This is a genomic window from Pseudomonas extremorientalis, from assembly GCF_001870465.1.
In the GTDB taxonomy this organism is placed as follows: domain Bacteria; phylum Pseudomonadota; class Gammaproteobacteria; order Pseudomonadales; family Pseudomonadaceae; genus Aquipseudomonas; species Aquipseudomonas extremorientalis.
In genome coordinates, this window is the sequence record NZ_MDGK01000003.1 from 156,048 (window position 1) to 168,328 (window position 12,281).

Genomic DNA, 12,281 nt, shown 5'->3' on the forward strand with positions numbered 1-12,281 from the left:
ACCCATGCGCAATCGAATACGCGCAATTAAGCCCAGTAGCAGCCTATTGCGCTGGATATTCGACCTTATACAACAGCATCACCCTGATTTCATTGGCGCCTGCACTTTCAGGCACGTTTCTTGTTATAGGCATTTGCCCAGCCGAAAAAACTTATCGGTTGGAACGACCTCATCAATCAGACAAGGAACCCCGTCATGCCAACACCCGCGTATCTCTCCATTACCGGTGTAAAACAAGGTTTGATCACGGCAGGCACGTTTACCCAGGACTCGGTAGGTAACATTTACCAGGAAGGCCATGAAGACCAGATTCTGGTCCAGGCTTTTTCTCATCAGGTGATCATTCCCCGCGACCCACAGTCAGGCCAGCCAACAGGTCAGCGCGTCCATAAACCCCTGATGATCAGCAAAGTGTTCGATAAGTCCTCGCCCTTGCTCTTCAGTGCATTGACCAGCGGCGAAGAGGTCAAGTGCCGGCTGGAGTGGCTGCGCACTTCGTCGGCCGGCACCCAGGAGCATTACTTCACCATCGAACTGGAGGGGGCGACCATCGTGGATATCCAGTCACGCATGCCCAACTGCCAGGACCCCGACAACGCCCATTTCACTCACCTGGAAGATGTGTATTTCACCTATCGCAAGATCGTGTGGACCCACGAAGTGTCCGGTACTTCGGGGTCGGATGACTGGCGCAGCCCGGTTGCAGGTTAAACCGGCTTGACACAGGCACGGCGCCAGGGAAGGCGCCATGCCTGTACGGCAACTACACCATCGCCAAAGGATGCTTGCGTTTCGGTGCGCCGAATACCCGATCGATCGCGTCCAGGTCGTGCTCATCCAACACCAGCTTGGCTGCGGCTGCGTTGAGTCGCACGTGCTCGGGTATAACGGCCTTGGGGATGGCGATCACACCGTCCTGGCGCAACACCCAGGCCAGGGAAACCTGGGCGGGTGTGACCTCGTGGCGGCGGGCGATCTGCTTGAGGGTGGGGCTGGACAACAGTTCGCCGCCCTGGGCGATCGGGCAGTACGCCATCAAGGGCAAGTGGTGCTGTTGCCACCAGGGCAGCAGGTCGAATTCGATGCCGCGTTCTTCAATGTTGTACAACACCTGGTTGGTGGCGCAGGCCGGGGAGGCAAGTTCCTGCAAGTCGGCCACGTCGAAGTTGGAAACGCCCCAGCGTCCGATCTTGCCGGCTTCGCGCAGGCGTTCGAAGGCTTCGACCGTTTCTTCCAGCGGGTACTGGCCGCGCCAGTGCAGCAGATACAGATCAATGTAGTCGGTGCCCAGGCGCTGTAGGCTGGCCTCACAGGCACGGGGCACGCCCTTGTGGCTGGCGTTGTGCGGGTAGACCTTGCTCACCAGGAACACCTGGTCGCGGCGGCCACGAATGGCCTCGCCGACGACCGTTTCAGCACCGCCCTCCCCGTACATTTCAGCGGTATCGATGAGGGTCATGCCCTCGTCGATGCCCAGTTGCAACGCCGCCACTTCCGCGCGGTGCTGGTCGGGATTTTCGCCCATGCGCCAGGTGCCCTGGCCGATGACAGGGACGGGAACGCCCGCCAGATCAATGGTACGCATGACAACCTCCTGATGAGTTCGCGGATTAACAGTGTGGCATTGGTCGGACAAAAGGGTTCAATCGAAGTATGGTTAGCCTCTGCCAAGTCGCCAGGAAGTCTCTGCAATGCTGTTTGTCGTCATGCTCGGGGGTAAGCACCCGCGGGCGAAAATTGAAGTTCACGATGTGGTGTTTGCCGTGGCGGACACGCTGGAAGCAGCCTACCCGCAACTGCGTGCCGACTGGTTCGGCAGCCCCAAGGGCATGCATATCGACTCGTGGATGGCGGTGGATGGCGTCGACGGCTGGAAAGTCGAACTCAGCCCCCTGGCCCCTGCCGCCGGCGCACATCACCTGTACTTCATCAACCTGGGCGGTTACGAAGCCAACAGCTTTGGCGAGGCCCACCACTACCTCCTGGTGGCCGCCCGCAATAAGCAGGAGGCCACGAACAAGGGCAAGCAACAGATGCTGCGTCACTGGTCCCAGGCCCACACCGATGGGGTACTGGACATCGACGACTGCCTGCCCATCGACCTGGTGGACGGTCGTTATATCCACCTGGTGCAGGGACCGCACCGACCGGTCATCCAGCAGAACGACTACATCGTCCTGACCTGAACCCTACCTGACAGTGCATGCGCAACTCATCGAATGGCTCCCCGTGGCGGCGCCATGGCCTGTACCTGAGCCACTCGGTTAATCGAGTGGAACTTTGCCAGGAAATAACCGCCTGAATCCGGTAGGCTCACCTTTTTTATTCAAGGAGTTACTTCCCATGGCCAAAGCCACCGCCCGTCACATCCTCGTTTCCACTGAAGACAAGTGCAACGAACTCAAGGCCCAAATCGAAGGCGGCGCCGATTTCGCAGAAGTCGCCAAAGCCAACTCCAGCTGCCCATCCAGCCGCCAAGGTGGTGACCTGGGTTCGTTCGGTCCAGGCCAGATGGTCAAGGAATTCGACACCGTCGTGTTCAGCGCCCCGGTCAACACCGTGCAAGGCCCGGTAAAGACCCAGTTCGGCTATCACCTGCTCGAAGTCACCAGCCGCCAGGACTGATCCCGTCTGTGCTGATGCAATAAACAACGGCCCGCCTTTTGGTGGGCCGTTGTGCATGTGATGACTGGCGACGCTCATGCCGTTAGCGTACAAATCCCTTTCCTTCTTCATACGGCGTTCAAGGCTGACAATGCGATTGGCTTTTTCTTACTTCTTGAGCTCGTCCCTGGCACTGCTGCTGACCAGCACTGCCGTGATCGCGGCGCCTCAACCGTACCTGACGGTGTATGGCGAACCGGCCAAGTACCCTGCCGGCTTTACCCATTTCGACTACGCCAACCCTGACGCCCCCAAGGGTGGCAGCCTGCGCCGCTCGGCCATCGAGATCGGACGCTTCGACCATGTATTGCCATATATCGACAAAGGCATCGGCGTGTCCCAGGTCGACGGCTGGCTCTACGCGCCCCTGGCCCAGCGTTCCCTGGACGAGCCCTACACGGTCTACGGCCTTGTCGCCGAAAAAATGGAGCGCGCCGACGACGGCCTGTCGCTACGCTTTTTCCTCAACCCCAAGGCGCGCTTTGCCGATGGCAAGCCGATCACCGCCGAAGACGTGCGCTACAGCTTCGACCTGCTGATGACCCAGGGCAGCCTGCGCTTTCGCACCCTGTTCGCCGACGTCAAGCACGTCGAAGTCGAAGGCGAGCGCCAGGTACGTTTCGATTTCTCCAGCAATGAAAACCGTACCCTGCCCCTGGACATCGCTACCCTGCCCGTCTTCCCCGAGCACTGGTGGAAGACCCGCGACTTTGCCAACGGCGGTGGCTATGAAGCCCCCCTGGGCAGCGGTCCGTACAAAGTCAGCAAGATCGACTCCGGCAGTACCATCACCTTTACCCGTGATCCGAACTGGTGGGGCAAGGACTTGCCTGTCAGCCGTGGCCTGTACAACTTCGATCACCTGAGCCTGGAGTATTTCGGCGACACCGAAGTGGCCCGCCAAGTATTGCGCGGCGGCGCCTACGATTTCAACCGTGAGTTTTCCGCCACCGGGTATTCCATCGGCTACAACGGCCCGGCCCTGGATGACGGGCGCCTGCAACGTGCGCACCTGGCCAAGGAAATGCCGCAACCAGCCCAGGGTTATGTGTTCAACGTGCAAAAACCGATATTCAAGGACCGCCGCGTGCGCCAGGCCCTGGCAATGCTGTGGGATTTTGAATGGGCCAACCGGCAGATGATGCGCAATATGTACATCCGCCAGCAGAGTTACTTCTCCAACAGCCCGCTGGCCGCCAGCCAGCCGCCAACAAAAGAAGAGCTAGCGATTCTTGAACCCTTGCGTGGCCAGGTCCCCGACGAAGTGTTCAGCCAAGTGTTCAAGGCACCGGTCACCGATGGTAGCGGCATGATCCGCGACAAGCAGTTGCAAGCCCTGGGCCTGTTGGAAGAAGCAGGCTGGAAGCCAGAGGGTGACAAATTGGTAAACGCCGAAGGCGAACCGCTGGAATTCACGTTCCTTAACACTCAGAACGGCCTCGAACGTCTGTTGTTACCGTACAAACGTAACCTCGCGCAGATCGGTATTACCCTCAATATCCGCCGTATCGACTCCTCGCAATATGTGAATCGGATCATGGCCAGGGATTACGACATGATCGTCATTGGTTTCCCCGTCACCACGTCACCGGGCATGGAGCTGTACAACTATTTCGGCTCGGCCGCCGCCTACGATCCAGGCGCCAACAACTACGCCGTACTCAAGGACCCCGCCGTCGACAGCCTGATCAAGGGCCTGGTCAAGGCCGACACCCAGGCGCAGATGCTCACCTACGCCCACGCGCTGGACCGGGTGCTGCAATGGAATTACCTGTGGATCCCCAATTACTACCCGCCCGGCACGTCCGCTGCATGGTGGAACCGTTTCGGCCGCCCGGCCATCGAGGCAAAGAACGACGAAGCCCTGGAAACCTGGTGGGAAATCAGCCCCACGCCGCTGACGAATGAGCAAATGAATGCCGAGCTGAAAAAACGCGGAGGTGCGCACTGATGTTTGCCTATATCGTGCGGCGCCTGCTGCTGATCATCCCGACGCTGGTGATCATCCTGCTGGTGAATTTCGTGATCGTGCAGGCCGCTCCCGGCGGCCCGGTGGAACAAGCCATCGCCCATCTGCAAGGGATCGGCGGCGGCGGCGTCGGCGGTTCCTCCGGTGAAGGCATCAGCAGCGGCTCCCGCGCCAGCCGTGGCCTGGACCCGAAGCTGATCGCTGACATCGAGAAACAGTATGGCTTCGACAAACCCGCGCCGGAACGCCTGTGGCTGATGCTCAAGAGCTATGCCCAGTTGGACTTCGGCAACAGCTTCTTTCGCGGCAAGACGGTGATCGAGCTGATCCTGGAAAAAATGCCCGTGACCATCTCCCTCGGCCTGTGGGCCACGTTGATCACCTACCTGGTGTCGATTCCCCTGGGGATTCGCAAGGCGGTGCGCCACGGCAGTAGCTTCGACGTGTGGAGCAGCACCGCGATTGTCGTCGGCTATGCGATGCCGGCATTCCTGTTCGCGATGTTCCTGATCGTAGTGTTTGCCGGTGGTACATCGTTGAGCTGGTTTCCGGTGCGCGGTCTGGTGTCGGAAAACTTCGAAGAGCTGAGCACCGTGGGCAAGGTCGCCGATTACTTCTGGCATCTGGTATTGCCGGTCACCTCGCTGGTGATCGGCGGGTTTGCCACGCTGACCATCCTCACCAAGAACTCGTTCCTCAATGAAATCACGCGCCAGTACGTGGTGACCGCCCGCGCCAAGGGCTTGAGCGAACGACGCGTGCTCTACGGGCATGTGTTCCGCAATGCGATGTTGCTGGTGATCTCCGGAATTCCCCAGGCCTTTATTGCCGTGTTCTTTGCCGGTTCGCTGCTGATCGAGGTGATTTTCTCCCTCGACGGCCTGGGCCGCATGAGCTACGAGGCGGCTGTGTCCCGGGACTACCCTGTGGTATTCGGTTCGCTGTTCATCTTCACCTTGTTCGGCCTCTTGATAAAACTCATCGGTGACCTCTGCTACACCCTGGTGGACCCGCGTATCGACTTCGCCGCGAGGAACGCTTGATGCTTAACCTGTCTCCCGTGGCCCGTCGGCGTTTCGAGCGCTTCAAGAAAAACCGCCGCGGCTGGTGGTCGCTGTGGCTGTTTATCGGCCTGTTTATCCTGACCCTGGGCGGCGAGTTGATCGCCAATGACAAACCCTTGGTGCTGAGTTTCAAGAACGAGCTGTATTTTCCGGTGTTCAAGCGCTACACCGAGCAACAGTTCGGCGGCCAGTTGCCGTTCCAGGCTGACTATCGCAGTGACTACGTGCAAAAGCTGATCGAGCAGGACGGCGGCTGGATGCTGTTCCCGCCGATTCCGTTCAGCGACGACACGCCCAACTACGAGCTGACCCGGCCTGCCCCCAGCCCGCCTTCGACGGTGAACTGGCTGGGCACCGATGACCAGTCGCGGGATGTACTGGCGCGGGTGATCTTTGGCGCCCGGGTATCGATCCTGTTTGCGCTGGCGCTCACCGCGATCAGCGCAGCCATCGGCATTGCCGCCGGCGCATTGCAGGGCTATTACGGCGGTTGGGTGGACCTGATCGGCCAGCGCGTGCTGGAGGTGTGGTCCGGATTGCCGGTGCTGTACCTGCTGATCATCCTGTCGGGTTTTGTGGAGCCGAATTTCTGGTGGCTGCTGGGGATCATGGCGCTGTTTTCCTGGCTGGCCCTGGTGGATGTGGTGCGCGCCGAGTTCCTGCGCGGGCGCAACCTGGAATACGTCAAGGCCGCACGGGCGCTGGGCCTGGGCGATGGCAAAATCATCCGGCGGCATATCCTGCCCAACGCCATGACGGCGACCTTGAGTTACCTGCCGTTCATCCTGACCGGTGCGATTTCGACGCTGAGCGCGCTGGACTTTCTCGGTTTCGGCATGCCGGCAGGCAGCGCGTCCCTGGGTGAGCTGATCGCCCAGGGCAAGCAGAACCTGCAAGCGCCGTGGCTGGGCCTGACAGCGTTTTTCACCCTGGCGCTGATCCTGTCGCTGCTGGTCTTTATCGGCGAGGCATTGCGTGATGCCTTCGACCCACGCTCATGAGTGACTGCCTATGAACCTGATCGAAATCCGCGACCTCAGCGTCGCGTTCAGTGGCCAGACCGTGGTGCGCAACCTGTGCGTGGACGTACGCCCCGGCGAGTGTTTGGCACTGGTGGGCGAGTCGGGCTCGGGCAAGTCGGTGACGGCCCACTCGATCCTGCAACTGCTGCCCGAGGCCGGTACTCAAACCACCGGTTCCATCAAGTACCGTGGCCAGGAACTGGTCGGCGCTTCAGCCGCCACCTTGCAGAAGCTGCGTGGCAACCGCATTGCCATGATCTTCCAGGAGCCGATGACCTCGCTCAACCCGTTGCACAGCATCGAAAAGCAGATCGGCGAAACCCTGCTGCTGCACAAGGGCCTGGGCGGCAAGGCGGCGCAGGCGCGCATCCTGGAACTGCTCGAACTGGTGGGCATCCAGAAGCCCCAGGAACGCCTCAAGGCTTATCCGCACCAGCTCTCCGGTGGTCAGCGCCAACGGGTGATGATCGCCATGGCCCTGGCCTGCGAACCGGAACTGCTGATCGCCGACGAACCCACCACCGCCCTGGACGTGACGGTACAGCGCAAGATCCTGCTGCTGCTCAAGTCCCTGCAACAACGCCTGGGCATGTCCCTGCTGCTGATCAGCCACGACCTCAACCTGGTGCGCAGCATTGCCCAGCGCGTGTGTGTGATGCGTGCCGGTGAAATCGTCGAGCAAGCCGACTGCCAGACACTGTTCAACGCGCCGCAGCACCCCTACAGCCGCCTGCTGCTGGATGCAGAGCCGGCCGGCGATGCGCTGTGCAGCGATGCACGCGAGACGGTATTGCAGGTGGATGACCTGACCGTGCAATTCCCCCTCGGCGGTGGTTTGTTCCGGCGCAAGACTTACTTGCGGGCGGTGGATGGCATCAGCCTGAGCGTGCAGCGCGGCAAGACCCTGGGGATTGTCGGCGAGTCCGGCTCGGGCAAGTCCACCCTGGGCCAGGCGATTTTGCGGCTTCTTGATTCCACGGGCAGCATCCGCTTCCAGGGTGAAGCCCTCGACCCGCTGAACCATAAGCAGATGCGCCCATGGCGCAAGCAGATGCAGGTGGTGTTCCAGGACCCCTACGGCAGCCTCAGCCCGCGCATGACCGTGGAGCAGATCATCAGCGAAGGCCTGGAGGTGCACGCACCGTGCAGCCTGGCCGACCGCGATGCACAGGTGGTGCAGGTGCTCAAGGACGTGGGCCTCGATCCCGCCAGCCGCCATCGCTACCCCCATGAGTTCTCCGGTGGTCAGCGCCAACGCATCGCCATCGCCCGCGCCCTGGTGCTCAAGCCGGCGCTGATGTTGCTCGACGAACCGACCTCGGCCCTCGACCGCACCGTGCAGAAACAAGTGGTGGCGCTGCTGCGTGAGTTGCAGGAGAAATACGGCCTGACCTACCTGTTTATCAGCCACGACCTGGCCGTGGTGCGTGCCATGGCCCATGACATGATCGTGATCAAGGATGGCAAGGTGGTGGAGGCCGGCGCGAGCCACCAGGTGTTTGATGCACCGCAGCATCCTTACACCCAAGAGCTGCTGGCGGCGGCGTGCGGGCTGTCGTCATGAGTACCAGCCTCACGGATTACCAACAGGTTCGCGGCCTGGCTATCCAGTCGCTGTTCGAGATCATCGAGCAGTCCAGCGAAGGCACGGTGATTGTCGACCGCGACGCCAATATCGTGTGGATGAACGAGCGCTACGCCAAGCGCTTTGGCCTCAAGAGCGCCGACGAGGCCATCGGCCAGCCGTGCGAGCAGGTGATCTCCAACAGCCTGCTGCGCCAGGTGGTACGCAATGACCAGCCCATATTGCTGGACATCCAGGACACGCCCAAGGGCCCGTTGGTGGTGATGCGCTTGCCGATCCACAACGACGCCGGTGCGGTGATCGGTGCGATCGGCTTTGCCTTGTTTGATGAACTGCGCAACCTGTCGCCACTGATTGAGCGCTACCTGAGCATGCAGCAAGAACTGGCGTCGACGCGCTCCTTGCTGCGCTCGCGGCAGAGCAAATACAACTTCGCGCATTTTATCGGCACCAGCGCCGCCAGCCTCGAAGTGAAACGCCGGGCGCGGCGCAGTGCCAGCGCCGAATCGCCCGTGTTGCTGCTGGGCGAAACCGGTACCGGCAAGGAGCTGCTGGCCCAGGCGATTCATGGCGCGTCCAGCCGCGCGCACAAGGCCTTTGTCAGCATCAACAGCGCGGCGATTCCCGCTGACCTGCTGGAAGCCGAGTTCTTCGGCACCGCACCGGGCGCGTTTACCGGCGCCGACCGCAAGGGCCGCCCCGGCAAGTTCCAGATCGCCCAGGGCGGCACGCTGTTCCTCGACGAAATCGGTGACATGCCCCTGCCCTTGCAAAGCAAACTGCTGCGCGTGTTGCAGGAAAAGGAATTCGAGCCGGTGGGTTCCAATGAGATGCTGCACAGCGATGTGCGGGTGATCGCCGCCACCTCCATGGACCTGGAGGCGGCGATCAAGCGCGGCGAGTTCCGCGCGGACTTGTATTACCGGCTGAATGTGCTGCCAATCCAGGTGCCGCCGTTGCGTGAGCGGCTGGAGGATATTCCGGCGTTGAGCGAGGCGATCCTGGAGGAACTGCGCAGCCAGCATGAACTGGACCGCGAGGCCCTGGCACTGCTGGCGCAGCATGCGTGGCCGGGGAACATCCGTGAGTTGCGCAATGTGCTGGAACGGGCGGCGTTGCTCAGTGATGACCTGGTGTTGAATGCCGGGGAGATTCGGGCGGCGATTGGCACCTTTACCCCCGTGGAGCGTGGGAGTGCCGTCGCGACAGTCGAGGGCGAAAGCTTCAGTGCGGCGCGGGAGCGGTTTGATCGGCAGATCATCGCGGCGGCATTGAGCGCGTGCGAGGGAAATGTGGTGGAAGCGGCCAAGCGGTTGGGGCTTGGGCGGTCGACGCTGTACAAGAAGATGGTGGCGTTGGGTATCAACTGATCTCCAAACAGAGACACGAATTTCAATACAGAGACTAGCTAATGTGGGAGGGGGCTTGCCCCCGATGGTGGTGCTTCAGCTGGCTATTGGTTGGCTGACACACTGCCATCGGGGGCAAGCCCCCTCCCACACTTGTTTGTCACTTGTCTCAAGTTAGAGACCACATTCAAAGAAGCACGCCAAATACAGAAAATTACTGTTTAATTTCAACAAGTTAAGAACATGGCACATATCTCGCTATAGCCCTCTCCTAAAGCAACACCCCACAACAATAACAATCCGATGGAGACACACCATGAGTGTGATCATTGCCCTGGCAGCCCTGGCGCTGCTGATGCTGGCGGCCTACCGTGGCTATAGCGTTATCCTGTTTGCCCCCATCGCCGCCCTCGGCGCTGTCCTGCTCACCGACCCGTCCGCCGTCGCACCTGCCTTTACCGGGGTGTTCATGGAGAAGATGGTCGGCTTTATCAAGCTGTATTTCCCGGTGTTCCTGCTCGGTGCAGTGTTCGGCAAGCTGATCGAGCTGTCGGGCTTCTCGCGCTCGATTGTGGCGGCGGCCATTCGTTTGCTCGGCACGCGCCAGGCGATGCTGGTGATCGTGCTGGTCTGCGCCCTGCTCACCTACGGCGGCGTATCGCTGTTCGTGGTGGTGTTTGCGGTGTATCCGTTTGCAGCGGAGATGTTCCGCCAAAGCAATATTCCCAAGCGCCTGATCCCGGCCACCATCGCCCTCGGTGCGTTTTCGTTCACCATGGACGCCTTGCCCGGCACCCCGCAGATCCAGAACATCATCCCCAGCACCTTCTTCAACACCACCGCCTGGGCCGCGCCGTGGCTGGGTTTGATCGGCACGATCTTCGTGTTCTGCGCCGGCATGCTCTACCTGGCACGCCAGCGCAACAAGGCGCAGCGTGCCGGTGAAGGCTATGGCACGGAGCTGCGCAACGAGCCGGAAACCGCCGAGGACCTGACCCTGCCCAATCCCTGGATCGCGCTGTCGCCACTGATCCTGGTCGGCGTGATGAACCTGTTGTTCACCCACTGGATCCCGCAGTGGTACGGCAAGACCCACAGCCTCAGCCTGCCCGGCATGAGTGCGCCGGTGACCACCGAAATCGCCAAGCTCACCGCGATCTGGGCGGTACAGGCGGCGTTGCTGGTGGGGATCATCTTGGTGCTGGTGTTCGGCTTCTCGGCGATCAAGAGCAAGCTGGCCGAAGGTAGCAAAAGCGCGGTCAGCGGTGCGCTGCTGGCGGCGATGAACACCGCCTCTGAATATGGCTTTGGCGCGGTGATCGCCTCGCTGCCGGGCTTCCTGGTGCTGGCCGACTGGCTCAAGGGCATTCCCAACCCGCTGGTCAATGAAGCGATCACCGTGACCCTGCTGGCCGGTATCACCGGTTCCGCGTCGGGCGGCATGAGCATCGCCCTGGCGGCGATGTCCGAGAGCTTTATTTCAGCGGCCCATGCGGCCAATATCCCCCTTGAAGTGCTGCACCGCGTCGCGGCCATGGCCAGCGGCGGCATGGACACCCTGCCCCACAACGGCGCGGTGATCACGCTGCTGGCGGTCACCGGCCTGACCCACCGCGAAGCCTACAAGGACATTTTCGGCATCACGCTCATCAAGACCCTCGCGGTGTTCGTGGTGATCGGTACTTTCTACGCCACCGGCATTGTGTGAGGTTTCCATGACGACATTGAACGGCAAGACCGCCCTGGTCACCGGCTCCACCAGCGGTATCGGCCTGGGCATCGCCTTGAGCCTGGCCAAGGCCGGCGCCAACCTGATCCTCAATGGCTTCGGTGACGCCAGCGCGGTGATCGCCCAGGTGCGGGCGTTCGGCGGCAAGGTCGGCCATCATCCGGCCGACGTCAGCGACCCGGCGCAGATCGCCGACATGATCGCCTACGCCGAGCGTGAATTCGGCGGCGTCGACATCCTGGTCAACAACGCCGGCATCCAGCATGTGGCGGCGGTGGAAGACTTCCCGGCCGAACGCTGGGACTCGATCATCGCGATCAACCTGTCCTCGGTGTTCCACAGCACACGCTTGAGCCTGCCGGGGATGAAGGCCAAGGGCTGGGGGCGTATTGTCAATATTGCCTCGGTGCATGGCCAGGTCGGGTCGGTGGGCAAGGCCGCGTATGTGGCGGCCAAGCATGGCGTGATCGGGTTGACCAAGGTGGTCGGCCTGGAGACCGCCACCAGCAATGTCACCTGCAACGCCATCTGCCCCGGCTGGGTGCTGACGCCGCTGGTGCAGAAGCAGATCGATGATCGCGCCGCCAGTGGTATCGACCCGCAGCAGGCGCAGCACGACCTGCTGGCGGAGAAGCAACCGTCGCTGGCGTTTGTGACACCGCCGCAGTTGGGTGAACTGGTGCTGTTTTTGTGCAGCGAAGCCGGTGCCCAGGTGCGCGGTGCGGCATGGAATATCGACGGCGGCTGGCTGGCCCAGTAACAGCGGACACTGGCGTTCAAAATGTGGGAGGGGGCTTGCCCCCGATAGCGGTGGGTCAGTCACCCCATGTATCAACTGGCACTCCCTCATCGGGGGCAAGCCCCCTCCCACATTTGAACTGTATTGTCTGGATGAATGA

Annotated in this window: 11 protein-coding genes; 10 read left to right on the forward strand and 1 reads right to left on the reverse strand. The window is 61.4% G+C overall.

From position 1 onward, the window contains the following. Positions 1-195: 195 nt before the first annotated feature. The gene (locus BFN10_RS00645; RefSeq protein WP_025858362.1) at positions 196-711 is read left to right on the forward strand and encodes an Hcp family type VI secretion system effector; all 516 of its coding nucleotides are present in this window, start codon (positions 196-198) and stop codon (positions 709-711) included. A gap of 52 nt (positions 712-763) precedes the next feature. Here BFN10_RS00645 and BFN10_RS00650 read toward each other — a convergent pair whose 3' ends face one another. Continuing rightward, complete coding sequence (locus BFN10_RS00650) at positions 764-1,585, reverse strand: aldo/keto reductase (RefSeq protein WP_071487992.1); 822 nt, start codon at positions 1,583-1,585, stop codon at positions 764-766. Positions 1,586-1,691: 106 nt separating this feature from the next. On the opposite strand from BFN10_RS00650, the gene BFN10_RS00655 reads away from it, so the two are divergent. The 9 genes from BFN10_RS00655 (at position 1,692) to BFN10_RS00695 (ending at position 12,142) form a co-directional block, all read left to right on the forward strand. After that, on the forward strand, positions 1,692-2,186 hold the full coding sequence (locus BFN10_RS00655; RefSeq protein ID WP_071487993.1) for a DUF1543 domain-containing protein: 495 nt from the start codon (positions 1,692-1,694) through the stop codon (positions 2,184-2,186). A gap of 157 nt (positions 2,187-2,343) precedes the next feature. Further along, entirely contained in the window at positions 2,344-2,625 is a 282-nt protein-coding gene (locus tag BFN10_RS00660; RefSeq protein WP_003174386.1) for a peptidylprolyl isomerase, read from the forward strand. A 130-nt stretch (positions 2,626-2,755) separates the two neighbouring features. Further along, positions 2,756-4,615, forward strand: a complete 1,860-nt coding sequence (locus BFN10_RS00665; protein ID WP_071487994.1) for an extracellular solute-binding protein — start codon at positions 2,756-2,758, stop codon at positions 4,613-4,615. Further along, entirely contained in the window at positions 4,615-5,676 is a 1,062-nt protein-coding gene (locus tag BFN10_RS00670) for a microcin C ABC transporter permease YejB (protein WP_071487995.1), read from the forward strand. The genes BFN10_RS00665 and BFN10_RS00670 overlap by 1 nt, the downstream gene beginning before the upstream one ends. After that, on the forward strand, positions 5,676-6,698 hold the full coding sequence (locus BFN10_RS00675; protein ID WP_071487996.1) for an ABC transporter permease: 1,023 nt from the start codon (positions 5,676-5,678) through the stop codon (positions 6,696-6,698). Before BFN10_RS00670 ends, BFN10_RS00675 begins: the two co-directional genes overlap by 1 nt. A gap of 10 nt (positions 6,699-6,708) precedes the next feature. After that, entirely contained in the window at positions 6,709-8,283 is a 1,575-nt protein-coding gene (locus BFN10_RS00680; protein ID WP_071487997.1) for an ABC transporter ATP-binding protein, read from the forward strand. Then, the gene (locus tag BFN10_RS00685) at positions 8,280-9,674 is read left to right on the forward strand and encodes a sigma-54 interaction domain-containing protein (protein WP_071487998.1); all 1,395 of its coding nucleotides are present in this window, start codon (positions 8,280-8,282) and stop codon (positions 9,672-9,674) included. The genes BFN10_RS00680 and BFN10_RS00685 overlap by 4 nt, the downstream gene beginning before the upstream one ends. 295 nt (positions 9,675-9,969) lie before the next feature. After that, positions 9,970-11,361 (forward strand): GntP family permease, encoded by a 1,392-nt coding sequence (locus BFN10_RS00690; RefSeq protein ID WP_071487999.1) that lies wholly within the window; start codon positions 9,970-9,972, stop codon positions 11,359-11,361. 7 nt (positions 11,362-11,368) lie between these two features. Next, the gene (locus BFN10_RS00695) at positions 11,369-12,142 is read left to right on the forward strand and encodes a 3-hydroxybutyrate dehydrogenase (RefSeq protein ID WP_071488000.1); all 774 of its coding nucleotides are present in this window, start codon (positions 11,369-11,371) and stop codon (positions 12,140-12,142) included. The last annotated feature ends 139 nt before the right edge of the window (positions 12,143-12,281 follow it).